This window comes from Hymenobacter sublimis (assembly GCF_023101345.1).
GTDB classification, from domain to species: Bacteria; Bacteroidota; Bacteroidia; order Cytophagales; family Hymenobacteraceae; genus Hymenobacter; species Hymenobacter sublimis.
In genome coordinates this window covers 1,642,428-1,666,058 of sequence record NZ_CP095848.1, presented here as the reverse complement: position 1 = coordinate 1,666,058, position 23,631 = coordinate 1,642,428, and the positions used below count along the sequence as shown (strand labels likewise).

Annotated in this window: 19 protein-coding genes; 6 read left to right on the top strand and 13 right to left on the bottom strand. The window is 60.8% G+C overall.

The features are described from left to right. The first annotated feature begins 38 nt into the window (after nucleotides 1-38). Nucleotides 39-1,526, top strand: coding sequence for a cellulose synthase family protein (locus MWH26_RS07020; RefSeq protein WP_247976638.1), 1,488 nt, complete (start codon nucleotides 39-41; stop codon nucleotides 1,524-1,526). A 57-nt stretch (nucleotides 1,527-1,583) separates the two neighbouring features. Then, nucleotides 1,584-2,903, top strand: a complete 1,320-nt coding sequence (locus MWH26_RS07015; protein ID WP_247976637.1) for an MptA/MptB family glycosyltransferase — start codon at nucleotides 1,584-1,586, stop codon at nucleotides 2,901-2,903. On the opposite strand, the gene MWH26_RS07010 is transcribed toward MWH26_RS07015, so the two are convergent. The 8 genes from MWH26_RS07010 to MWH26_RS06975 all read right to left on the bottom strand — a co-directional run bounded on the left by MWH26_RS07010 (nucleotide 2,878) and on the right by MWH26_RS06975 (nucleotide 8,878). Next, nucleotides 2,878-3,834: a hypothetical protein gene (locus MWH26_RS07010; protein ID WP_247976636.1), complete on the bottom strand. Its 957-nt coding sequence runs from the start codon at nucleotides 3,832-3,834 to the stop codon at nucleotides 2,878-2,880. The two genes, MWH26_RS07015 and MWH26_RS07010, sit on opposite strands and share 26 nt — an antisense overlap. 27 nt (nucleotides 3,835-3,861) lie before the next feature. Continuing rightward, on the bottom strand, nucleotides 3,862-4,518 hold the full coding sequence (locus MWH26_RS07005; protein WP_247976635.1) for a TIGR04282 family arsenosugar biosynthesis glycosyltransferase: 657 nt from the start codon (nucleotides 4,516-4,518) through the stop codon (nucleotides 3,862-3,864). Beyond that, entirely contained in the window at nucleotides 4,511-5,053 is a 543-nt protein-coding gene (locus MWH26_RS07000) for a rhodanese-like domain-containing protein (RefSeq protein ID WP_247976634.1), read from the bottom strand. The genes MWH26_RS07005 and MWH26_RS07000 overlap by 8 nt, the downstream gene beginning before the upstream one ends. A gap of 118 nt (nucleotides 5,054-5,171) precedes the next feature. Continuing rightward, nucleotides 5,172-6,218: an arsenosugar biosynthesis radical SAM (seleno)protein ArsS gene (gene arsS / locus MWH26_RS06995; protein WP_247977070.1), complete on the bottom strand. Its 1,047-nt coding sequence runs from the start codon at nucleotides 6,216-6,218 to the stop codon at nucleotides 5,172-5,174. A gap of 73 nt (nucleotides 6,219-6,291) precedes the next feature. Continuing rightward, entirely contained in the window at nucleotides 6,292-6,624 is a 333-nt protein-coding gene (locus tag MWH26_RS06990; RefSeq protein ID WP_244695882.1) for an arsenosugar biosynthesis-associated peroxidase-like protein, read from the bottom strand. 121 nt (nucleotides 6,625-6,745) lie between these two features. Continuing rightward, entirely contained in the window at nucleotides 6,746-7,297 is a 552-nt protein-coding gene (locus tag MWH26_RS06985; RefSeq protein WP_244695881.1) for a heme NO-binding domain-containing protein, read from the bottom strand. Between the two features lie 121 nt (nucleotides 7,298-7,418). Then, nucleotides 7,419-8,318 (bottom strand): anti-sigma factor, encoded by a 900-nt coding sequence (locus MWH26_RS06980; RefSeq protein ID WP_247976633.1) that lies wholly within the window; start codon nucleotides 8,316-8,318, stop codon nucleotides 7,419-7,421. A 2-nt stretch (nucleotides 8,319-8,320) separates the two neighbouring features. Further along, the gene (locus tag MWH26_RS06975; RefSeq protein WP_244695879.1) at nucleotides 8,321-8,878 is read right to left on the bottom strand and encodes an RNA polymerase sigma factor; all 558 of its coding nucleotides are present in this window, start codon (nucleotides 8,876-8,878) and stop codon (nucleotides 8,321-8,323) included. A 251-nt stretch (nucleotides 8,879-9,129) separates the two neighbouring features. Here MWH26_RS06975 and MWH26_RS06970 point away from each other — a divergent pair, with 251 nt between their 5' ends. Then, nucleotides 9,130-10,530 carry an NAD-dependent succinate-semialdehyde dehydrogenase gene (locus MWH26_RS06970; RefSeq protein ID WP_247976632.1) on the top strand — a complete coding sequence of 467 codons (1,401 nt, stop codon included), beginning with the start codon at nucleotides 9,130-9,132 and terminating at the stop codon, nucleotides 10,528-10,530. 148 nt (nucleotides 10,531-10,678) lie between these two features. On the opposite strand, the gene MWH26_RS06965 is transcribed toward MWH26_RS06970, so the two are convergent. Further along, a complete protein-coding gene (locus tag MWH26_RS06965) occupies nucleotides 10,679-11,107 on the bottom strand; it encodes a ribosomal maturation YjgA family protein (RefSeq protein WP_247976631.1) in 429 nt (142 codons plus the stop codon). A gap of 137 nt (nucleotides 11,108-11,244) precedes the next feature. Here MWH26_RS06965 and MWH26_RS06960 point away from each other — a divergent pair, with 137 nt between their 5' ends. Then, nucleotides 11,245-12,030: an oxygenase MpaB family protein gene (locus MWH26_RS06960; RefSeq protein ID WP_247976630.1), complete on the top strand. Its 786-nt coding sequence runs from the start codon at nucleotides 11,245-11,247 to the stop codon at nucleotides 12,028-12,030. A 454-nt stretch (nucleotides 12,031-12,484) separates the two neighbouring features. Further along, complete coding sequence (locus MWH26_RS06955) at nucleotides 12,485-17,143, top strand: Ig-like domain-containing protein (protein WP_247976629.1); 4,659 nt, start codon at nucleotides 12,485-12,487, stop codon at nucleotides 17,141-17,143. A gap of 176 nt (nucleotides 17,144-17,319) precedes the next feature. Here MWH26_RS06955 and MWH26_RS06950 read toward each other — a convergent pair whose 3' ends face one another. The 4 genes from MWH26_RS06950 to MWH26_RS06935 form a co-directional block, all read right to left on the bottom strand. After that, nucleotides 17,320-18,372, bottom strand: coding sequence for an LLM class flavin-dependent oxidoreductase (locus MWH26_RS06950; RefSeq protein WP_247976628.1), 1,053 nt, complete (start codon nucleotides 18,370-18,372; stop codon nucleotides 17,320-17,322). Nucleotides 18,373-18,760: 388 nt separating this feature from the next. Next, nucleotides 18,761-19,531: a YdcF family protein gene (locus MWH26_RS06945; protein WP_247976627.1), complete on the bottom strand. Its 771-nt coding sequence runs from the start codon at nucleotides 19,529-19,531 to the stop codon at nucleotides 18,761-18,763. Between the two features lie 249 nt (nucleotides 19,532-19,780). Next, nucleotides 19,781-20,128: a thioredoxin family protein gene (locus tag MWH26_RS06940; RefSeq protein ID WP_247976626.1), complete on the bottom strand. Its 348-nt coding sequence runs from the start codon at nucleotides 20,126-20,128 to the stop codon at nucleotides 19,781-19,783. Nucleotides 20,129-20,259: 131 nt separating this feature from the next. After that, nucleotides 20,260-22,041, bottom strand: coding sequence for a DUF885 domain-containing protein (locus MWH26_RS06935; protein WP_247976625.1), 1,782 nt, complete (start codon nucleotides 22,039-22,041; stop codon nucleotides 20,260-20,262). A 227-nt stretch (nucleotides 22,042-22,268) separates the two neighbouring features. Here MWH26_RS06935 and MWH26_RS06930 point away from each other — a divergent pair, with 227 nt between their 5' ends. Beyond that, nucleotides 22,269-23,462 carry a lactonase family protein gene (locus MWH26_RS06930; RefSeq protein ID WP_247976624.1) on the top strand — a complete coding sequence of 398 codons (1,194 nt, stop codon included), beginning with the start codon at nucleotides 22,269-22,271 and terminating at the stop codon, nucleotides 23,460-23,462. Nucleotides 23,463-23,631: the final 169 nt, after the last annotated feature.

Below are 23,631 nucleotides of genomic sequence, written 5' to 3'. Positions count from 1 at the left end.
TCACCGTTTCCTTTCCTCTTTTTCTTTTCCCTGGCTGCTTGCTACCTGCTTTACAACTGTTGCTGATTGGGTTGTACGGGCTTTGCCTGCTGCTGCTGCTGGGCTTTAGCGTGAGCCAGTGGCAGCTTACTCGGCTGGCCCGCCGGGCCTATGCTGCTCCCGGCCTACCCCCACTTACCCCGGCCGAATGGCCGCTGGTAACGGTGCAGCTCCCCCTTTATAACGAGGTATTTGTGGCCGAACGCCTGCTCGATGCCTGCGCGGCCCTGCGCTACCCCGCTGGGCGCCTGCACCTGCAAGTTCTCGATGATTCTACCGACGAAACCGTAGCGCTAGTTGCCGCCCGGGTAGCGCACTACCGCGCCCAGGGTGTGCACATCGACCATGTGCGCCGGGCTACCCGCACGGGCTTCAAGGCTGGGGCCCTTGCCTACGGCCTTACGCGCACGGAGGGGGAGCTAATTGCCATATTTGACGCCGACTTCGTGCCGCAGCCTGATTTTTTAGAGCAGGTAGTACCTCATTTCTACCTTGATGAGGCGCGAGATACCCGTACTGGGGTAGTGCAAACTCGCTGGGGCCACCTCAACGAGGAGTACTCCCTATTGACTTCCCTGCAAGCATTTGCCCTGAACGCCCATTTTTACGTGGAGCAGGTAGGCCGGCAGCAGGGCGGGCACTTCCTGAATTTCAATGGCACTGGGGGAGTATGGCGGCGCGCCTGCATTGAGGACGCCGGCAACTGGCACGCCGACACTCTGACGGAGGACCTCGACTTGAGCTACCGGGCCCAGCTACGGGGCTGGCACTTCCGCTACCTGCCGCAAGTTGCGGCCCCAGCGGAGCTGCCCGCCACTATGGACGCCCTGAAGTCGCAGCAGTTCCGCTGGACCAAGGGCGGCGCCGAAACGGCTCGTAAGCATTTAGGCGCTGTTTGGCGCTCAAAGCAGTCCTTGGTCACCCGCTTGCAGGCCACCTTCCATTTATTGAACAGCACCGTGTTTCTGGCTATTCTGTTGATGGCCGTGCTGAGTGTGCCGCTAGTGTTTATGCGGGCCCGGGTGCCGCAGTTGGAGCCGGCCTTCCAGATGGCCACGGGCTTTCTGGTAGTGCTCGTTCCGCTGGTTTTCTATTTCCGTACGGCTTGGCAGCGGGCAGCCCTCGACCGGCCAGCGCCCCGGCCTGGCTTTATGGGGCAACTGCTTTTGTTTCTGGCGTTTTCCATGGGCTTGTCCTTGCATAACTCCCGGGCGGTCCTGCTCGGGTTGCTGGGGCAGCGCACCGCGTTTATTCGCACGCCCAAGCTGGGGCTGATGCAGCAGCCGGGGGCTTGGCGCGGCCGCCGCTACCGTACCAGCCGCCTGCGCAGCGGCCTGACCCTCCTGGAAGGCCTGTTGTGCCTGTACTTTCTGGTCGGAATAGGAGCGGGCGTGTATCTGCGTGAATTCGGGCTGCTACCTACCCATATGCTTCTTGCCACGGGCTACGGCCTGGTATTTTACTACTCCTTGCGGCACGCCGCCTAGCTTTAGAAGTGGAAACAACTACCACTTCTACGCCACCTGTCTGTTCTACCCAATTGCATGAAACCCGCCGTTCGTATTCTGCTGCTGGGCAGTAGCGCCCTACTATACGGAGTGCTGGCCTACGCCACGCCAAGGCCGGAGTTTGGGCAGCTGCTGGGGGTGCTGATTGCGGCGTTTGGGTTGTACGGCTGGATGATGCGCGCCGGGCTGCCGCTGCGCCAAGGCTTAGTGGCGGCACTGCTGTTGCGCCTACTCTGGCTGCCGGCCCTGCCTACCCTCTCCGACGATTACCACCGCTTTCGGTGGGACGGCCTACTAGTTACGCACGGCGTCAATCCGTATCAGTTCCGGCCCGATGAGTTGCTGACGCCCGCGGGGCCCCTCCCGGCCCAACTGGTGGCCGAGCTGTATCCACGGCTTAACTCCCCGCATTACTACTCAGTGTACCCGCCGGTCTGTCAGGCGGCGTTTGGGGCGGCGGCGAGCCTGTTACCGACCTCGGCGCTGGGGTTCGTGGTGGTCTTGCGGGTGCTCATTATTGGGGCCGAACTGAGCACCGCCCTGCTGCTACTGGCCCTGCTGCGGCGGTTTAACTTGCCGGAGCAGCGGGCTTTGTGGTACTTGCTCAATCCCCTCGTGCTAATAGAGCTAACTGGTAATCTGCACTTTGAGGCGCTGGTTATCAGCTTTCTGCTGCTTATGCTCTGGCTGGCTACCCGCGGCCAGCTGGCGCGGGCAGGCGGGGCACTGGCGCTGGCTGTTGCCACCAAACTACTACCTCTGTTGGTGCTGCCCTTGCTGGTGCGCCGTCTGGGTCGGGGGCAACTGCTAGGCTTCCTGGCAGCGCTGGGAGTTGGGCTGCTGGTGCTGTTTGCACCCTTTCTCTCCGTCGAGCTGTTTCGCAATATCGGGCGCAGTCTTACGCTGTACTTTCGCTCCTTCGAGTTCAATGCCAGCGTGTATTACCTACTGCGGGCCGCGGGCCAGTGGTACAAGGGCTACAACGATATTGCTCGCATTGGGCCGGCGCTGGCTTGCACTACGGCCTTGGGTAGCCTGGTACTGGCCTTACGCGAGCGGCAGCCCACTTGGGTAAGCCTCCCCCGCACTCTACTCCTGCTCCTGACGCTGTACTTTCTGCTGGCCACTACGGTGCATCCGTGGTACATCACGCCGCTGGTAGCCCTGGGGGTATTCACCCGCCTGCGCTACCCCGTGGCGTGGTCGGGACTAGCCGTGCTGTCCTACGCCGCCTACCGCACCCCAGCATATACTGAGAACCTGGGGCTAGTGGCTCTGGAATACGGTCTGCTGCTGGCAGTACTAGCCGCCGATGGCTGGCAGGGCCGGTTTAGCGCGCAGCCGCGGCAGGCATAGCGGCTGCACTATCAGGGGCGGTAGCGGCGGCCAGTGCCACGGGCCAGTACACATAACGGCGTACTTGCTTGAGCTGAAGGGTTCGGCCATCCCAGGTGGTTTGACGCAGCAGCACGTTGGGGTACTGTTTGCCAAACCAATACACATTTCGCTTTTGATTGGTCAGCGTGACGGTCACCCGCCAGGCAGGCTCGGACGTGTCCGCCGTTAGGACGTCTTCCGTGCGGATATGGGCGGGGTAGAGCACCGGCGGCGTGGCCTGGTTGGTTTGCTGCAGCTCGTACACATCGGCCTTGAAGGTGGGAAGGGTTTCAAAGCGCAGACTGCGTAGTGTGTAAGGCAGGGCATCTTCGAACAGCACCACCCGCCGCAGCTGGCGCTGCCCTACCCCCTGACCGTCCCAGTAAGAGTTATAGGTTTGCACGTACTGCATCCCGTCATCCAGGATGGTCTTAAACGTGTTGCCGCACCACTCCTGCGAGGAGGTCGTGAGCTTGTGAAGCTGGGCCGGCTGGTCGCGCCGAAAGAACAGGGAAGTCAGGAAGTGGTAGGGATACTGCTCCGTAGGAATGGTACAGAACTGATTCACCTTCATCACCGGAAACACGTCCTTGCGCTGCCGGTCGTCGGTCTTGACATTGTACTGCTGGCTGAATTCTTCCTTTACCGTGATAAGCGTGTATTCAAACCGGCGCGCCTCCCCGTACACTACCCGCTCCGCCTCGTAGGTAGCCACCTCCGCCTTGCCATCTTCCCACAGCCGATCCATGGCCCATTGCTGGCGCAGGGGGCCACCCCGCCGGGTCAGCGGGTTTTCGGTTGCAACTTCCAGGGCAGCCACGGAAGCCGCCGGTTTGCTACCGGAATCAGGGGAACAGGACAGCAGACCAGCGCCCAGGGCGCCGCCCACTACTACGGCAACTATACGCATGCAGGAAAACACTAGCTCAGGAATGCGCTACAGTACGCGCAAACCCTGCCCAAATGTTTTCCCCGTGCTGGTTTCCCAGGCGCGCAGATCAGCTCCGGTATCAATGTCGCTCAGCTCAGAAAGTAGCTGAAGGCGCAGGCCTAGTTGCTGCGCGTCGGCTACCGTAGCGGAGCACACAGTATCGGTGCTCCAGCTTTTGCCCGTGAACAAGCTCGGCCACAGTTGCTTCATTCCCAGCAGGTAGTAGCCCCCATCGGTGGCGGGCCCGAGCACTACATCGTGGGTGCGTAAGGCCTCAAAAGCATTTGTCAGGTGGGCGGTAGTCAGGCCCGGGCAGTCCGTCCCAATGATGACCACGGCGGCAGCTTGCCGATCAAAGTCGTGGGCAAAAGCCGCCTGCATTTTCTCACCCAGGTCGCCTGGGGGCTGGGCCAGCTGCTCGTAGCCTGGCCATTCATCAGTCAGATCGGCGGCGGGGCCGGCTTCGGCCAGCCACACGGTTTTATGCACCGGCAGCGGAGCCACCACGGCCCGGGTGTGGGCCAGCAGTTGGCGGTAAATGCTCAAGGCTAGTTCGGCCCCGATGTCCGCCGCGAGCCGCGTTTTCACGCGCCCCATTTCGGGCAGGCGGGCAAAGACAATCAAGTGGTTAAGTGCCGGAGGAGCCACGAAATCGTTATTCATAGACCGGGTTGCCTTGCTTCAGCCAGGGGCGCCACATTACAGAATAGGGGTGCACATTGGTAGTGGGACCCTGCGCATTTACTACCCCATAGCCATCGTTAACCCACTGAAAAATACCGCCGTACAAATTGCGCACATCCTGAAAGCCCCGCTCCCGCAGCCACGCCCCTACCTGCTCACTCCGGGCTCCAACGGTGCAATACACCACTATGGGTTGGGTGCGCGGCAGCTGCCGCAAATCGGTGTCACGGAAATGGTCAAAATCTACGAACCGTGCTCCTTTCAAGTGGCTTACCCGGTATTCGGCCGGGGTACGAGCGTCCAGGAGCACGACGGCGGCGGGGCTGCGCTGCAGGCTAGCAGCCAAGGCGGCGGGCTGCACCACGGGCACCGTCTGTTTGTAGAGCAGGCGCAGCATGTGGTCGTAAGCCGTCATGGTAGAGGTAGAGGCGGAAGTAGTGGAGCCGGTCTGCTGACCGCAGGCAGTTAGCGCAGCGGCCAGAAATCCTAAAAGCAGGCTGGAGCCTCGTTTCATGTGCGTTTCTGTGCGCCCGGAGGCAACTCGTTGGCATGGTGGCTAACTCCCCTTCAGCCAAAGCCGAGGAGCAACCACTAGTCGATGGAAAACAAGCTCCGCTGAGCGAGGCTGATTATTAGGTGGTTGCGCCGCCGCAACTCGAGCCGGCGCCGGCGGTGCAGCCGTAGCAGTGCTGGTTAATAACGATGGCCCGTGCGTTGAGCAAGGCCTCATCAAAGTCCCGGATGTGCTGCACCGGGCTGGCTACGGTCAGGTCCAGCATCTGGTTGAAGTCACAGTCGTAGAGCTGCCCGTCCCAGCCAATGCTGAGGGTAGAACGGCACATGACGTTAGCGGCGGCCACTGGGTTGTAGGCCGCCACCAGCTTGTCCATGTAGCCCTCATAGTTGCCGCTTTCCAGCAAGTACTCCAGGAAACGGCTAACGGGTAGATTGGTGATGGTCAGCAAGTTATTGAACACAATACCGTACTCCCGCCCCAGGCGCTGCTTGAACTCCCGCTCCAGGCCTGCCTGGCTACCCGGCATAAAGGCTCCGGCGGGGTTGTACACCAAGTCCAAGCTCAGGCCCGAGCCTTCCTGGCCGTAGCCGACGGCATTCAGCATTTGCAGGGCCCGGATAGAACGCTCAAACACGCCTTCCCCCCGCTGGGCATCGGTGCGGCCGGCCGAAAAGTGAGGCAGCGACGACACCACCCGCACCCGATGCCGGGCGAAGAACTCGGGCAGGTCGTGGTACTTCTTGTTGGCCACGATAATGGTCAGGTTGCAGCGCACAATGATGTCTCGCCCCAGCGCCGAAATCTGTTCCACCAGCCAGCGGAAATCCGGGTTCATCTCCGGGGCACCGCCGGTCAGGTCCACGGTAGCAATGTCGGTACGGGCCAGGGCATCAAGGCAGAGCTGCATGGTGGCCCGGGTCATGATTTCGGTGCGGTCGGGACCGGCATCTACGTGGCAGTGCTTACAGACTTGGTTGCACATCTTGCCCACGTTGATCTGCATGACACTCAGGCCAGTAGGCAGCAAGGGTAGCAAGCCGCTCTGTTGCAGCTTGTGGGCGAAAGACGGCAGATGCGCGCCTTCCGCCTCGGCCTGGGTCAGGACGGTAAGCTGGTAGGCCGTATCGGCCAAGGGGGCGTGCCGGGCCAGCAGGGACTTAATCATGCGCTATTAACTCGTAAGCCAACGGGGTAGTTCGCTGCTCCTATAAGCAACACGTCCCAAGGGCAGCTGACTACATGCTTAACTCCTTGGCTTTGTTCATCATCTGCACGCCGTGCACCAGCGCGGCCCCACCCTTGATGGCGGCAGCTACGTGTACGGCTTCCATCATCTGGGCCTCGTCAGCGCCTTTCTGCAGGGAGTCGGAAGTGTAGGCATCAATGCAGTAAGGGCACTGCACGGCGTGGGCTACGGCCAGCGCAATCAGGGATTTTTCCCGCTCGGTTAGGGCTCCGTCCTTGAACACCTCAGCGTAGTAGGCGAAGAACTTGTTTCCCATTTCCGACTGCCACTCCGTGATGTTACCAAACTTGGCCAGATCCGCAGGATTGTAGTACGTGCTCATATTCAGATGTTTAACATATGGTGAAAGAAGTAGAAAGTAAACTGATTCCCGCGGAGCGGAGTAGCTGGGCGGGCGGCTACCCAACACACTCAACTGGCAGCGTTAGCTAGTAAGCGTTTAACTAGGCCGCAGGTTTTATCCGTCGTACCCGAATGCGCACTTCTTCGCCGTTTTCATTGGTAGTGGGCTCCACTTTGATAATGTCAGCTTCATCGAAGTACGTGGCCAGGCCGCGTACGATACCTACAGCCAGCGCCCCCATCCGCCGCTTCGACACGTAGTCAATAAACAACTCGTCGGGGCTAATGCGGGTGACGTGCAGCACGGGCGGGGCGTTTTCAGCATGCTCGCTCCGCACCTGCCGGTGCATGGTGTTTTCGGTGTGCTCAATCATGTCGAGCGTGTTCCAGCCGGGCTGCACCAACCGTTGATACATGTACATCAGGTCCGGCACCAAGTACTCGCCAAACTTTTCGTGCAGTTCATCCGCCGACAGCCCGGTCATCTCGGCGGCCTGGCCTACCAACTGGTACATATGCTCATCGGGGTACACATGCTTGTGGTCGAAATCGGTAGCCGTCAGCCCCGAATTTTCCAGCAGCTGAATCCAGGTACTATGGTCGTACTGGGTCTGGACGTAGCGCTTGAGAAGCGTAAAGATGGTTCCGTGCACGGGTTGGGTAACTGGGGTTAGAACCGGAAGATAGCCGAAAACCAGTTATCTGCCAGCCCTGAACAGCAGAAGGAGCAGACAGCTTACGCCGCCTGCTCCTTCTTCTACCCTCGCGTTGCCGCTACAGGTTGCCGATTACGGTCATGGTGCTCAGGGTGGGCGAGGCTACCCCGCCTTCATCCTCCACCGTCATGGCAAAGGCTTGGGCGCTGGCTATGTCCTTCATCTGTTGGATGCTGTCGCCGCTGGCCGTGGTGCTGGCTAGTACCCCGGCGTCAACGGGCTTGCCGTTGTCGAGGGCCCAGAGCTGGTACTGCTTGCCAGTTGGTGGTGCGGGCAGGTTGCGGACATCCACGTACACTGCTTTGGTTTGCGGGTTGTAGTACACGCGAGCCAGAGCATCTGGAGCCTTCGGCGTACCCTTCAGGTCCACGGTGCGGAAGGCCTGGTTACGCAGAACAGAAAGCTGCTGGTCCCGCTCGTTCAGGGCCGCTTTCTGGGTAGCCGCATAGCGCGATTGTTCTGTTTGGGCTACTTCCAGATTGGCTTCCGTTTCGCGCAGGCGGTTGTACAGCAAAAAGTTACCTAAGGCACTCAGTACCAACAGGGCCACCGAAGCTGCAATCAGCCACCGCGTACGGCTGCCGCTGGCAGTTTCAACCGGCATTTGCCGAACTACAGCTTCCCGAGCGGGGGTAGCAGCTGGCGCCGCGGCGGGGGCCGAAGCGACCATCCGGGGCGGCGTCGAGCTGCCGTCCGAAGCAGGAAGGCTGGGGGTTTGCTCCGCGGCTTGAATGGCTTGCTGCCAGCCCGCCAATACCCGTTCCCGCATGTCGGTGGGTGGGACCAGGGCGTGGGCTTCGGCGTAGGCATCCAAGCTCGCAATAACTGTTTTCAGCTCCCGGTTTATCTCCGGATGCTTCCGTGCGATGCGCTCGACTTCGGCGCGCTCGACCTCGTTGAGTACGCCCAGGGCGTACTCCTCAAGGATGCCAGATTCGATATATTCCTGGATGTTCACGATTACCGAATCAATTTAGAAAGTACTTTGATGGCCGCCCGGGCGCGGGTTTTCACCGTACCGAGCGGGAGGTTGAGTTCTTCTGCCACTTCGCTTTGCGTAAATCCGCCGAAATAAAGCAGGTCCACGATTTGCCGCTGCTCCGGATTCAGCTGGCGCGTCATTTCCTGCAAGCCAATGTGCTCAGGCCGGAACGAGGGTTCGGCGGCCTGGCGCAGCGCTGCACTTTCTTCGATTGGCTGCGTACGACTACCTACGCGGTACTGTCGGGAGCGGATTTTGTCGATGGCTAAATTTCGGCACACATTCATCACCCAGGTAAACAAACGCCCTTTTTCGGCGTCGTAGGAAGGAAATGAGTGCCAGATTTTGACCATGGCCTCCTGCAAAACATCCTCCGCAATTTCTTCTTTCTTGACGATGCGCATAATCACACCGAACAAAGCTGCGGAGTACTTGTCGTAGAAGATGGTCATGGCCCCTTCGTCCCGGTCGCGCAGGCGTTGCACGAGCAGAACTTCAGTTTCGAGGGCAGCTGACTCAGAAGTAGGAACAGACACGGGCAGCAACTAATGGAAACAGGGCGGCGTAGCAATGCCAGCCCCGCGGATGAAACGAAAGTACTGGATAAACTTACATTTCGACACGCAGGCACCTAAAAAGTGCAATCCACGCACCTGAACATCTTGCTACGGCCCTTAACTAGCCGAAGTTACCACAGCCGAGGTTAACCACGGAAGCGGTTTACTTGTTTATTTCTTCTTAATAGGCCTTCCTTTTTCGCCGGCCCTACCTCCACCGCTACCCCTTTATGGCAATTGAATCTTTCAACCCGTACACTGGCCGCGTAGAGCGCCGGTTCCGGGCGTTCAGCTGGAGCAAAACCGAACGTATTCTGGCCCAGGCGCACCGGGCCTTCGGAGAGTGGCGCACTACCTCGTTTGCGCACCGAGCCGGCCTGATGCGCCGCGCGGCCGCGCTGCTGCGTGAGCGACAGGACGAGCTGGCCCGCCTCATGGCCTTGGAAATGGGCAAGCCCGTAGTGGATGGCCGCGCCGAGGTGCAGAAGTGCGCCCTCACCTGCGACTACTACGCCGAGCACGCCGAGCACTTTCTAGCCGACGAAGAAATCAAGACCGAGGCCCAGCGCAGCTTTATTGCCCACGAGCCCATTGGGGTAGTGCTGGCCGTGATGCCCTGGAATTTTCCGTTCTGGCAGGTCGTGCGCTTTGCCGCGCCGGCCCTGATGGCGGGCAACGTGGGCTTGCTTAAGCACGCCTCCAACGTGCCTCAGTGCGCCCTCGCTCTGGAACAAATTTTCCATGATGCTGGCTTTCCGCCCGCTGCCTTCCGGGCCCTGCTCATCGGCTCCGATGTAGTAGGCAAGCTCATTGAAGATAATCGGGTGAAGGCCGTGACGCTTACCGGTTCGGAGCCGGCCGGGGCGCAGGTGGCCGCCACCGCCGGTCGCGAAATCAAGAAGACGGTGCTGGAGCTAGGTGGCTCCGACGCCTTTATTGTGCTGGCCGACGCCGACCTGGAGCTGGCCGCCAAAACCGCCGCCCAGGCCCGCATGATTAACGCCGGCCAAAGCTGCATTGCCGCCAAGCGCTTTATTATAGAGAAGCCGGTGCTCAAGGAATTCGTGGCGAAGATGAAAACCCACCTGCTGAACTTCCGCCCCGGCGACCCACTCGACGAGGCCACGCAGTACGGCCCCCTGGCCCGCCCCGACCTGGCCGACGAGCTTACCCAGCAAGTTGAAGACTCCGTGAAGCAAGGCGCGAAAGTGGAGCTGTTTGGGGGGCAGAGCAAACCCGGCACCGCCCTGTTTCGGCCCGTAATCCTGACCAACGTAAAGCCCGGCCAACGCGCGTATGAAGAGGAGTTTTTCGGCCCCGTAGCCATTGTTCTGGAAGCCAAAGATGCTGACGACGCCATCCGACTTGCCAACGATTCCCGCTTCGGCCTCGGTGGCTCCGTCTGGACCTGCGACGTCAGGCGCGGCGAGGAGCTGGCGCGGCGCGTGGAGGCCGGGGCGGTGTTCGTAAACAGCATGGTGAAATCGTCGCCGGAAATGCCGTTTGGGGGCGTGAAGAAGTCGGGTTACGGCCGGGAGCTTTCCCACCTCGGCATCCGGGAGTTTGTCAATCAGAAATCCATTTGGGTGGCTAAGGAAACCAAACCGGAGGCTCAAAAGAAAGTAGAATAGCCAGGCCAGTACCTGCCGGCTGCCGGCAATAATCCGCCAACAGAAAACGGTGTCCTTCCGAGCGGAGCGAGGAATCTGGGATGCACGCAAGAGCCTAATCTAGATTCCTCGCCCCGCTCGGAAGGACACCGTTTTTGAGGTAGTACAATCAAAATGTCTCTGGCTTTGTGCGTGGATTGCGAAGGGAGCTGAGGCGTGCTGGGCGCAGCCAAATTTGCTCCAGCCCTACCCCTATTAACACCCCGAGCGTGTAGCAGAGCAAGTCGCTCCACAGGAAGCCCTGGCCCAGCACGAGGCGGCCGGGCCGGGTGTGGCGCAAGGCATCCAGCCAGGACACGTGGTAGAGCTGACTGCATTCTATGCAAAAGGCAAAGCCCAGGGCCACGGCCGCAACCTGACTACTACCCCACCGCGGCCAGCCGAAGCCAACCAGCCAGAACACTAGCAGCGCCCACAGTGCGTCGCCGGCATAGGCTCCTATCCAGGCCGGCAGTAGAGGGGCGAATTGGCGGGAGGCCAGACCTAATCCTATGGTTAGCAGGCCTAACACGGCATACCAGATTCTATTTCTTTTCATGCCACCTAAGCCGGTAAAGTCAACGAAAACCAAAATTAGTATTTACTTTGCATTTCAAAGTAATTTGCAATACTACTTACATCGTAATGGGCACCGGTGGCGGAGCCGGTGCGTTTCATCGTGGAAGAAAGGAAAACATGGAATATTTCGTAGACCAAGAATCGGTGGTGCGCACCATTTGGGGAAAGGCTGATACGGTGCTGTTCATTTTTGCGGGGGCGGCCGCCGAGTTTGCCGTGAACAAGGCAGTCGACTGGCTGTATTTCACGGGCCGCCTGCCCGCCGATCCGCTGGGCCGTCTGTTCTCGACGGTAGAATACGCCCGGCAGATTGTGTTTGCCGAGCGCCACGAAGCCGAGCGGGCCATCGACACCATTGCGGCCATTCACGCCGCCGTGGAAGCTAAGCGGGGGCAGCGCATTCCGGCCTGGGCCTACCGCGACGTACTGTACATGCTTATTGACTACTCCATTCGCGCCTTTGAGCTCTTGGAGCGCCCCTTATCAGAGCCGGAAAAAGCCGAAGTCTGTGCTGTGTTCTGCCGGGTAGGACAGCGCATGGGCATTCCGGAGCTACCGGCTACGTACGCCGCCTGGCTCCTGGACCGGGAACAGCACCTCAGTCAGGACTTAGCGCATAGTCCTTTCACCACCAACCTGTACGCTCAGTACCGCAAGCACTTGGGCCCACTCCGGTACCAACTGCTGCTACAGGGGCAGGCGCTGGTAGTACCCGCGCCAGTTCGGGGGTTGCTGCGGTTGGGTCGGCGCTCTTGGCTGGAGCCCGTTGTGCCCATTTACCGTCGCACGCAGCACTTGGCCGTAAGCAAATGGGTGAAAACCAGCTTACTGCCAGCCGCCTACCGGGCCCAGATCAGCGCGCTGGACCGGGAGCCGGCCCCAGCGCGGCCGCTTGCGGCGTAAGGCAGGCAGCTACCCGAGGGGTAGCGACACATAGTGGCTCTCTTCCCTGACTACAAGCGTAAAAAATCCGGGCCGAAGCATTTGTTTTTTAAGCGCCAAACAGTGGCGCGGCATACCTGCCACCGGAGCCAACACGGCCCGGCTGGCAGGTATTTTTGCTTGTGCCGTAGGTGTATTGGCTTGTGGATAAGGCAAAGAAATGAGGCGAGCAGGCAAGAAACGAGGCTTGCAAATAGCCGCTAAAGGCAAATACATTAGCATTATTCACTGCCTTAGTTGAATTATTTTCCAGACCACACGGGCCCATTTCCACCGCTCATTTTTGCGTGGCTCGCTTCTCAAGGAAATGATGACCTCCCGGCTACCCGTGCTATCTGCCTACTGAACTACAGCCAATTACCCCTGGCTTCCGCTCCTGTTGCCTCACCCTTTTTGTTCTCCAAATCCCACCGTTATGAAAAGAACTTTCTACCAGTACGTCCATCGAGTCCGTGCCCGAGGCTTGGCTTTGCTGGGCGGGCTCTGTTTACTAACTCAGCTACCCGCCCAGGCCCAGCAACAGCTTGTTTGGGAGGAAAACTTCAACGGCACCACCATTAACCCCAGCACGTGGACCTTCGACCAGGGCGACGGATGCGCCCAGGGCGTGTGCGGCTGGGGCAACAGCGAGTTGGAAACGTACACCAACCGCCCCGAAAATGCCCGCGTAGAGGGCGGCAACCTTATTATTGAGGCCCGGCGCGAAAACTATCAGGGCAAGGCCTTTACCTCGGCCCGCTTGAAAACTCTGGGCCGCGTGCAGTTTAAATACGGCACCCTGGAAGCCCGCATCAAGGTACCCAACCTGCAAAACGGGCTGTGGCCGGCCTTCTGGATGCTGGGCGCCTCGGGCACTTGGCCGGCTAGTGGGGAAGTGGACATTATGGAAATGGGCTCGGCCGCTGCCATTCAGGCCGGGCTTACCAACCGCCGGTTGGGCGGGGCCACCCACTGGGAAAACGCCGACTCCCACGCCGCCTACGACACCCACTACGACAGCCCCACTGACCTGACGGCCGACTACCACGTGTACCGCATGAGCTGGGACAGCCAGTTCATCCGGATGTATATTGATGGCACTGAGTACTACGCCATTGATATTTCCCGGGCCGCGGCGGCTGATTTGGAGGAGTTCCACAAGGCGCAGTACATCCTGCTGAACCTGGCCGTGGGCGGGCAGTACACCGGCATCTACGACCCGAACGCCATTACCGCCCCCCTACCCGGCCAGATGCTGGTCGACTACATCCGCCTCTACCAGAGCCCCGGCGACGAGCTGTACCTGGGCACCAACAACAGCATTGCCGGCGACTTTGGCATCTACACCGAAAACTCGGCCATTACCAACCGCCTGGCCTACGGGCAGGACGCCAACCTCTACCTCTGGAACAATCTCACCAACATTGCCGGCGCTACCCCCTTCGAGGGCCAGGAAGTGCTGGCCCTGCGCGCCAACGCAGGCAACTGGTTTGGCTTTGGAGTTGATAACCAGGTGAAGAACCTGGCGGCCTTTGCCAATGGCTCCCTCAAGTTCCAGTTCAAGACCACCTACGCCGGGCAATTTAAGGTTGGGCTTAAGTCGGGCGCTGGCGAAAGCTGGATTGATTTTCCGGCGGGCAGCAGCAAGTACGGGCTAGTGCGCGACGGGCAGTGGCACGAAGTGGTGCTGCCGATGTCGGCTTTTGGCAACGGCGACCTAGGCTCAGTAACGCAGACGTTTATGTTTGCCGGCGACGCAGCTAGCAGCCAGGCCGACTTTTACTTCGACAACATCTACTACAGCGGGGGCGTGGCCACCAACCCTGCTCCCACCGTCAGCCTGACTTCGCCCGCCAACGAGGCCCTGCTTACCACGCCGGCCAGCCCTACCCTCACGGCCAACGCCGCCGACGCCAACGGCTCGGTTACGAAGGTGGAATTCTACAGCGGTTTTACCCTCATTGGCACGGCTACCACGGCGCCCTACAGCGTGCCCTGGCAAAATGTAATGCCGGGCACCTACACGCTTACGGCCAAGGCTACGGACAACGAAGGGGTCGTGACTACCTCGGCTCCGGTTACCGTGTTTGTGGCCGCCCCAAACAACGCGGCGCCGGCCGTCAGCCTCACTGCGCCTTCTGCTTCCAATAGCTTCACTACGCCCGCCACCATCACGCTGGAAGCCAATGCCACGGATGCCGATGGCACGGTGTACAAGGTGGAATTCTACAACGGCACTACTCTGCTGGGCACTGACTTCTCCAGTCCCTACACGTACACGTGGAGCGGCGTGGCGGCCGGCACGTACTCGCTTACCGCCAAAGTAACCGACAACGGCAAGCTCACGGCTACCTCGGCACCAGTGAGCGTCACGGTCCGCAGCAACGTGATGGCGGGACCCAACTTCGGGGTGTACACGGACAACGCCCAGATTACGGACAAGCTGGCCCTGGGTCAGGATGCTAATCTGTATATCTGGAACAACCTCAGCAACATTGCCTCCCCTACCCCTTTCGAGGGGCCGAACGTACTGGCCCTGCGCGCTAATGCCGGCAACTGGTTTGGCTTCGGCATTGCCAACGACATCAAGAACCTGGCGGCTTTCAAGGATGGCTCCCTCAAGTTTCAGTTTAAGACTACCTACGCCGGGCAATTCAAATTTGGGGTGAAAACTGGCGGGGCAGAAGGCTGGGTTGATTTCCCGGCCGGTGCTACCCAGTATGGCCTGCAGCGCGACGGACAGTGGCACGAAGTGATTATTCCGCTGCGGGCGTTCGGCAACCTCGACTGGGCGACCTTGGAGCAGGCGCTGATGTTTGCCGGCGACGCCCCCGGCGCAGCGGCAGACTTCTACTTCGACAACGTGTACTACAACACCCAGCCCGTGGTAGTAGCGCCCGTTACTTACTGCGGCACCGCTGCCAGCGGCGACTACAGCTACGCCGTAACAACAACCGGCACTAGCGTAAACTTCACGTTTCACCCGCTGGGAAGCGTAGCGGGCGGCAACCTGGCTATTCTGTACGTGAACGGCCCCGGTTACGGCATGACCAAGAATGCGGCCGGTGATTTCACGTACACCTTGCCCAACCAAACGGCGGGCCAAGCCCTGAGCTTCTACTTCACTTACGCCGTACCTGGCGCAGGCGAGCGGAACTCCGCCGCTGCGCCCCACAGCTACACCGTGGGCACTACCTGCGGTAGCACGCCGGCCCCCGCGGCGCCTACCGTCAGCCTGACTTCGCCGGCCGCTTCAGCTAGCTTTACGGCCCCGGCTACCATTACCCTGACGGCCACGGCGGCCGATGCTGATGGCACTATTACCAAGGTAGAGTTCTATCAGGGCACTACCCTGCTGGGTACCAGCACCACCAGCCCCTATAGCTACACCTGGACGGGAGCGGCAGCTGGTACGTACTCGCTCACGGCCAAGGCCTTCGACAACGCGGGCCTATCCACTACCTCCGCGGCGGTGGCCGTAACGGTAACGGGGGGCTCTACTCCGGGCGGGAACGAGGGCTACTGCGGCACGGCCGCCAACGGCGACTACAGCTGGAAAGCCGTAACCAGCGGTAGCAACGTGGCCTTCACCTTCCACCCGTTGGGTGCTACGGCAGGCGGCAACTTGGCCATAGTGTACGTGGACGGGCCCGGCTATCTGATGACCAAAAATTCGGCCGGCGACTTCACCTACACCGTACCGAACCAAACCAGCGGCACCGTCCTAAATGTGTACTTCACCTACCAGGTAGGCGCCGGCGGATTCGAGCGGAACTCGGCCGCTACCCCGCATGCGTACACCGTAGGTGCCAGCTGCGGCGCAGCCCCCGTTAACGCGGCGCCTACCGTAGCCCTAACTTTGCCCACGGCTACCAGCTTCTCGGCGCCGGCCACCATTACCCTCACGGCTACGGCCGCGGATAACGATGGCAGCATTAGCAAAGTAGAGTTTTACCAGGGCACTACCCTGCTCGGCTCCGATGCTACGGCCCCGTTTAGCTTTACCTGGAACAACGTATCCGCCGGCGCTTACTCGCTCACGGCCAAGGCTTTTGACGACAAAAACCTATCCACTACCTCCGCTGTCGTGGCCATCACCGTCGTTATTCCGGACGCCGACAACGACGGCTACCCCGCCGACCAAGACTGCGACGACAACAATGCCGCCGTGCACCCCGGCCTGGTTTTCTACGCGGATGCTGACGGCGACGGATTTGGAAATGCTGGGGCTCCTACGGTAACGGCCTGCGCTACTCCCGCTGGCTACACCCTGCGGGCCGGCGACTGCAACGACCAGAATGCAGCCATCAACCCCGCGGCTCAGGACGTGTGCGGCCAGGACCGCAACTGCGACGGTAAACTGGACTTGCCCGCCCAGGTGGCTCCTACTGTTGCCGTGCAGCCTTCCTCTAGCGTGCAAACCGGCGGCCCGGCCACAACTATTTATCTGGGCTACGGCGCTCAGCGTGTGCAACTGACAGCCAGCGCGGCCGCGGCGGCAAGCTACACCTGGAGCCCAGCCGCTGGCCTGAGCGCCAGCACCGGTGCTAGCGTGGTGTTTACGCCCACTGCTCCTGGTCGCTACACCTTCACGGTCACGGCCCGCAACGCGGCCGGCTGCACCGCCGACGCCAGCGTGACTATCACCGTAATTGATGCTCGCGGCCTTAAGCATTCGGATAAAGTGCTGGTGTGCCACCAAGGGCAGGTACTGGAAATCAGCGCCAATGCCGTGGCGGCCCACCTCAGCCACGGCGACAAGCTCGGGAGCTGCTCGGCGGTGGCAGCCCGGCCCGCGACGGCCGGTGTTGCTAGCAGCGCATCGACCCTAATGACCACCGACCTGACCCTTTCCCCGAACCCAGCCCAGGACCGAGTGAGCCTAGAAGTGGCGCTAGGGCAGGATGCTACCTATTCGCTGGCCATATATGATCTGAAAGGCACGCTGGTCAAAATCATCAGCAGTGGTCAATCGGCAGCGGGCCAGCGACTTTCCTTGGAGTGGAATGCCGCTGACTACGCCGAGGGCATCTACCTGGTGCGCCTTGTAACGGAGAAAGAAGTCATCAATAAACGCCTGGTAATTCAGCACTAACCAACTACAAACTTAGCTTTCAACACAACGCCCCAACCGCTTGGTTGGGGCGTTGTGTTTTGTTCTTTATTGAGGCCAACTCGGGTGTGTTCTTCCGAGCGAAGTAAGGAATCTGGGTCAACCTCTTACCTGGAACTCAGACTCCTCGGTCTACTCGGAAGGACACGCGGGGTAGGCTACTGCACTTGGCTGGGAGCTACCGCCGTTTGCTCGGCATGTTGCGCGCTGCCTTTCAGCTCGGCCAGGATTTCGTAGGAGCGCAGGCGGGCGGCGTGGTCGTAGATGTGCGAAACGACCATGAGCTCCGCCACCTGGGTTTGCGCCACAAAGGCTTCTAGTTTCCGAGTGATGGTAGCGGGGCCACCGATGAAGACGTAGGTCATCATCTGGCGTACGGCGGCTTCCTCGTAGTCGGTCCAGTACCCTTCCATGCTGTCCAATGGGGGCTGCAAGGGAAGCGTGGTGCCGCGGATGATGCCCAGGGCAAACACATAGAACGAGGTAGCCAGCCGTTCAGCTTCCTCGTCGGTATCGGCCGCAATTACGTTCACGCAGGCCATGGCGTACGGTTCCGCAAGTTGGCTGGAGGGCCGGAAGTTGCGGCGGTACAAGCCCAGGGCCTCGTGCAAATAGGTAGGCGCAAAGTGGCTGGCAAAGGCAAACGGCAGGCCGAGCAGCGCCGCCAGTTGGGCGCTGTAGGTGCTGGAGCCCAGCAGCCAAATCGGAATGTCGAGCCCCTCGCCCGGCACGGCCCGCACTCGGCTACCCCGGTTTTCGGCCGAGAGGTAGGTTTGCAGTTCCTGCACGTTGCGGGGAAAATCGTTGGCGGCCGTGTGCTGGTCGCGGCGCAGGGCTTGGGCCGTAAGCTGGTCGGTACCGGGGGCGCGACCCAGGCCCAGGTCGATACGGCCGGGATAAAGCGAGGCTAGGGTACCAAACTGCTCGGCAATCACCAGCGGGGCGTGGTTCGGTAGCATAATGCCGCCCGAGCCCACCCGAATGCTAGCAGTGCCGCCCGCTACGTGCCCAATCAGAATGGCCGTAGCCGAGGAAGCAATGCTAGCCATGTTGTGGTGTTCGGCCAGCCAGTAGCGCCGGTAGCCCCACCGCTCGGCGTGGCGGGCCAGATCAACGCTGTTGCGGAAGGTGTCGGCGGGCGTGTAGCCGGCCAGAATAGCGGCCAAGTCCAGCACCGACAGGGTGAGGGTGGCAAGCGGGGAAGTGTTCATAGCAGGAAGGATAGGGAGGGCCGGCGGGCGAAACCGGTCCGTTGACCAGCCCACCGACGGACGCTAGGTGTTCACCCGCGGCGCAGTGCCGCGCTTTCGTGGTGCTACCAAATCGAAGGCGTAACAACCATGCTCGGAGCCAAAAGGTTTACGGGCTTGTTATTCCTTGCTCGGTGTTCTTGCTTGCCGCTGCATACGGGGTGTACTGCGGTGCGCCTACCGCGGTTTTTATAATGAGTTGCCGCCGTGGCACTCAGCGTAAGGCCCGGCCAGTGCCCACGCGCTGCCGCCGAGCTAGTCTGAGCCCCAGGATTTGCCCGTACGCTGCACGGGACCCACGCCGCCAATTGGCCTAAACTACCCAGCCGCCGCGCGCAGCCCGCTATGACTACGCCACGTAGCCCCGCAGCCGATACACCGCATAGCCCACCATTTCATGCAGCAGAATACCCCACAGGCGCGGGGCCTCGTCGCTGGGAATCAGCCAGTACGTGAGCGTGGCCTGCCGGTCAGAGGAGTAGTAGGAAGCCGGGAAAACGGCGGGATTCAGGCCTACCTCACGGAAGCAGCCCATGGCCCGGCGCTGGTGAAAAGCGGAGGTAATCAGCACGATGGACTTAATTTCTGGGTGCTGACGTAGCAAGGCGCGGGTATTGAGGGCGTTTTCGCGGGTGTTGCGGCTGCGGGTTTCCAGCAGTATGTGCTGCCGGGGTACGCCGGCCAGCCGCAGCAGAATGCCCAACTCCTCCGCCTCTGAACGCCGTTTACTGCCGCCCAAAGCCCCCGACCCGCCCGAGACGATGATGTTGCGAATGCGCCCGGCCCGGTACAGCCACAAGGTATGCAGTAGTCGGTCGGCGCCCTGCTCCACGTACACCCGGTCGTGGGGCGACTTGCGGCCCTTGGTGATGCCCGTGAGCAGGACGCCCGCATCGTGGCGGCCCAGCTGGGTTAGCCGCACGGGCGGAATTTCCCAGGCCAGCAAGGCTTCATTGACCAGGGCGCCGTTGGTGAGCACTAACAGCAGGGCAACTCCCAGCCCCAGCAGCCGCTGCCCCCATGTGGAGCGGCGCCGCAGAACGGCCAGCAGCAACAGTACTACCACCCATACCAAGGGCGAAATAAGGAAATCAAGCAGTTTTGACAGGATAAAGAACATAGCCGCGAAACTACGAGCCTCCCATTCAGCATCCCACCCCCACTTCCTACCTCTTATTTATTAGAATGAGGAGATACAAAAAGCGCCCGTCATACGAAGCATGTGGCTCGATGCGCTACATACTTCGTATGACGGGCTGCTTAAGACGGTTTCGAGCACTGGGTACCCAGGAAACTCTTTTTTCCACTATTCAGACGCACTAACTACCCGTTCCGGTTGCGGACAAAGCGGCCAAAAGTGTCCGGCGCGCTACTCTTCTACCTCAACGGCATCCGTGCAGCTTTGCAGCTGGGTGAGCATTTCCAGCACTTCCTGCTCCGTGCGCAGCGTGTCGCACTCCATCAACCGGCCCCGGCAGTAGGACACAAAGAACGGGGCTACTTTGGTATCCATCATCTTGCGGGCCACGGGGTTCTCATCGGCATCCAAACGAAGAAAAACCGTGGACAGAAAGCGCGCGTCCACGGAAAACTGCTCGAACGGGGGAGCCAGCAGGTCGCAGACGGAACAGTTTTCGGAGGTGAATTTCGCCAGCACCCGGGGGTAGTCGTGAATGAGCGTGCGCAGTCCTTCGTCGTTGGTGTCAATAACTTTCATACGGTGCATTCTACGTGAGCCGGTGGTTCGGGCGCTTACATCACCCTACTCTTCCCGGCAGACAAAAAATCCGCCCCGGAAAATTCCTTCCCAAAGCGGATTTCGTGTCTTAAAACGGGAAACCTGGTGGCTTAGTTGTGGCCCAGCATCATCTGGCGGATGTACTTGACGGGGGCGCTGCCGTAGCTCAGGAACTGCTCGTGAAAGGCTTTTAGGTCGAAGCTCTTGCCCTGCTGCTTTTTCAGCTCCTGGCGCAAATCATAGATTTCAGTGGAGCCGGTGAAGTAGCTGCTTAGCTGCACCTGGCTGAGGGTAGCGCGGCGCCACTTATTGCGGGCCTCGGCCTCCTCCTGAAATCCGTCGCGCTGGAGCAGGGCCACGGCTTGGGCCTCGGTGATGCTGCCCGCCTGTACCTCGTGGTCGAGGATGGCGTTCAGGGTCACGCGCATGTTCCACTTGTCCCACATCAGCCAAATTTCGTCGGTGTTGCCACCGTAGCCGCTTTCCAGCATCATGCGTTCGGTGTACACGGCCCAGCCCTCAATCATGGCCCCGTTGCCGAAGATGGATTTTACCAGCGAGGGCGAGCGGTTGGCGTACACCAACTGGGTGTAGTGACCCGGAATAGCCTCGTGGATGTTCAGAATCTGGAGAGTGTACTGATTGTACTCGCGCAGGTAGCTTTCGGCCTGGGCCGCAGACTGCCCGTCGAGGGGTTCCACGTTGTAGTAGGTGTTAGCGGCCTTATCGTAGGGGCCGGGGGCCGAAATGCTGGCGCCCGCCCCGCTGCCGCGCATGTACAGGGGCGTTTCGCGCACCACTAGGGGCTTGGTGGGGTCCTGGGTCAGCAGCTTATGGTCATCGACCCACTTCACCAGGGTAGGCATCTGGTCTTTCACGGCTTGCACAAAACCGGCGGGGGTAGCGTGCTTTTCCGACAGCTTGCTGATGACTTGCTTAATCAGAGCCACCGAATCAGTAGGCATAGTTTGGCCGGGGAAGTACTTGGGCCAGAGACGGGTAGCCCGGCGGCCCATGTCGTGGAGGAGTTCCTGGCGGTGCTGCTGGGCCTTCCGGTACACCTGGTCGGCGGAATACGTGGACTGAATATCCAGCGCAAACTTGCGGTCAAACAGGGGCTTACCGATGCGGAAAGAGCGGAACTTGCCGGCCGGCAGCACCTCCTGCTGCAGGAAGCGCACGTAGCCTTCCATCACGAGGCGGGTGGTAGCAATGCGCCCCTGTAAGTCCTTTTTCTCCTGGGCCGAAAGCCCCGACTTTGCCACCGAATCTTGCAGGGCCGGCCCGAATACGGCCAGCCCGCCCTGGGTTTGCAGAATGGCTAGGTTGGTATGCTCGCGGGTAGGCGTTTGGATGTTCTGCTTGGCGGCCTCGTAGTAGTCGGCGGCGCGGCTGATTTTGGTGCTGATGGCGCGCAGGCGGCGGTCGAGGGGGTGGTAGCGCCCGTTCAGGATTTCAGCCACCGAGGAGCCCAGGTTGTAGCCCGCCGGGTTCCACTGCCAGTCGCGCAGGGTATCGGCGTAGAAGCGGGCCGAGGCCAGGTAGTTCTGCAGCAGGCGGTAGTCGGTCTGGTTGTTCACTGACAGATCCTCCACCTTAAAGATTTCCATTTCCTTGCGCCGGCGGGCCAGGGCGGCGGCTTCCGTCTGGCGGCGGCCCGCCGAGGGAATTACCAGTAGTGAGTCGTAGCGGTGGTAGCCGGCGCCGGAGGCCCACTCGGGGTTGTAGTACCACAGGGAGTCAATAAAGCGCTGTTTGTACCGGTCGAAGTCGGCATCCACGGTTTCGGGCGTGCCGGAGGTGGGCTTGGTGTTGGAATTGCAGGCGCTGAAGGCCGTTAGGCCCGCCACGGCCGCCGCCAGCACCAGCCGGGAAGCGTAAGGGTGCGTCATAAATTAAAAGAGAGGAGGTAGTTCAAGTGCCAAGGTAGCGCACAAGGACGCGGGAACCGCAGCTGGCGTTGCGCTGCGGGAAGCGGTGCCCAAGGCCGTTGCCCCTTTTTGTCCGCCCCAGCACTACCCTGCAACGACACTTGCTTCTTGCCAGCAAACCTATTTCTGGGTAGGCACCCCGCTGGCGCGTATATTTCCTCTCCCATTTGCGCCTCACTCTCCTTCCCATGAAAAAATCTACCAACAGCCGCCGCCGCTTTCTGCACACCCTTGGGTTTGGGCTGGCTGGCAGCGCCCTGCTTACGGCCTGCGCCCGCGCCGGCACGGGTGCTGCGGCTGCCAATAGCTACCTCGTGTACGTGGGCACGTACGGCCCGGCTGACCAAGACAACATCTGGCTCTATCGGTTGGAGCCGGCCACCGGGGCCTTGACGCGGGTAACGGGAGCCCGGGGCGGGGCCAGCCCCTCCTTCCTGACTGTGGACGCCAAGCACCGCACCCTTTATGCCGTGAATGAGGTGGACAATTACGAGGGCACGCCCAACGGCGGCGTCAGTGCCTTTGCCATCGACCAGCAGCGCGGCGGGCTGACGCTGCTAAACCAGCAGGCTTCGGGCGGCACTATTCCCTGCTACATCAGCCTGGACAAGCAAGGGCGGCACGCATTGGTGGCGAATTACGGCAACGGCACGGTGGCGGCCCTACCCCTCGGGGAAGGCGGCAAGCTGCAGCCGGCTTCTTCGGTGGACCAGCACACGGGCCACGGCCCCCACAAGAACCAGGCAAATCCGCGCGGCCACTGCATGCTCCCCGACCCAGCTGGCAAGTACTTTTTCGCGGTAGATCTGGGCAATGATACCGTGTACGGCTACACCCTGGCGGCCAACGGCCAGTTGCAGCGCCTGCCTACCCCGGCCCACCAGGCCAAGCCCGGCGCCGGGCCCCGCATTCTTACTTTCCACCCCAGCAAGCCCTTGGCCTACCTCATCAATGAGCTGGACTCCACCATGACGGCTCTGGCCTACGACGCCAGCCGGGGCAGCTTCCGCGAAATCCAGACCATACCCACGCTGCCCGCTGGCTTTACGGAGTGGAATGCCTGCGCCGATGTGCATGTGTCGCCCAACGGCAAGTTTCTTTACGGCTCCAACCGCGGCCACAACAGCCTAGTGGTGTACGCCATCGACCCCAGCAGCGGCCGCCTGAGTTTGGTGGAGCACGTGATGCTACCCGGCAAAACACCCCGCAGCTTTGCCCTCGACCCTACCGGCCGGGTGGTGCTAGTTGCCCATCAGCAGTCGAACACGGTAGTTACTTACTTTGCCGATGCCCGCACCGGCCGCCTTACGCCCACCGGCGTCAGCGTGGACCTGGCGGCTCCCGTGTGCCTGCAGGTCTACCCCGACTTTTTGCGCGGGTAGCCAAGAGTTGGCTAGGCGGGGTAATCGTATAATCCAGAGGCAGCCTGGGTGCTGATTAGGGGGGTGCTACCTACCATCAAGCGGCGGATTAGAGCTAGGGCTAGTTTCTATCTCTATGTTTTCTCGTCCCCGTCTCGCTGAGCTGGCACAGTAGCAGTATCAGACATGA

Coding starts and splice junctions, on each gene's coding strand:
- MWH26_RS07000 (WP_247976634.1), bottom strand. CDS start 5,053: ATGAAACGAGGCTCCAGCCTGCTTTTAGGATTTCTGGCCGCTGCGCTA.
- MWH26_RS07005 (WP_247976635.1), bottom strand. CDS start 4,518: ATGAATAACGATTTCGTGGCTCCTCCGGCACTTAACCACTTGATTGTC.
- MWH26_RS06955 (WP_247976629.1), top strand. CDS start 12,485: ATGAAAAGAACTTTCTACCAGTACGTCCATCGAGTCCGTGCCCGAGGC.
- MWH26_RS06960 (WP_247976630.1), top strand. CDS start 11,245: ATGGAATATTTCGTAGACCAAGAATCGGTGGTGCGCACCATTTGGGGA.
- MWH26_RS06950 (WP_247976628.1), bottom strand. CDS start 18,372: ATGAACACTTCCCCGCTTGCCACCCTCACCCTGTCGGTGCTGGACTTG.
- MWH26_RS06940 (WP_247976626.1), bottom strand. CDS start 20,128: ATGAAAGTTATTGACACCAACGACGAAGGACTGCGCACGCTCATTCAC.
- MWH26_RS06990 (WP_244695882.1), bottom strand. CDS start 6,624: ATGAGCACGTACTACAATCCTGCGGATCTGGCCAAGTTTGGTAACATC.
- MWH26_RS07010 (WP_247976636.1), bottom strand. CDS start 3,834: ATGCGTATAGTTGCCGTAGTAGTGGGCGGCGCCCTGGGCGCTGGTCTG.
- MWH26_RS06930 (WP_247976624.1), top strand. CDS start 22,269: ATGAAAAAATCTACCAACAGCCGCCGCCGCTTTCTGCACACCCTTGGG.
- MWH26_RS06970 (WP_247976632.1), top strand. CDS start 9,130: ATGGCAATTGAATCTTTCAACCCGTACACTGGCCGCGTAGAGCGCCGG.
- MWH26_RS06965 (WP_247976631.1), bottom strand. CDS start 11,107: ATGAAAAGAAATAGAATCTGGTATGCCGTGTTAGGCCTGCTAACCATA.
- MWH26_RS06935 (WP_247976625.1), bottom strand. CDS start 22,041: ATGACGCACCCTTACGCTTCCCGGCTGGTGCTGGCGGCGGCCGTGGCG.
- MWH26_RS07015 (WP_247976637.1), top strand. CDS start 1,584: ATGAAACCCGCCGTTCGTATTCTGCTGCTGGGCAGTAGCGCCCTACTA.
- MWH26_RS06945 (WP_247976627.1), bottom strand. CDS start 19,531: ATGTTCTTTATCCTGTCAAAACTGCTTGATTTCCTTATTTCGCCCTTG.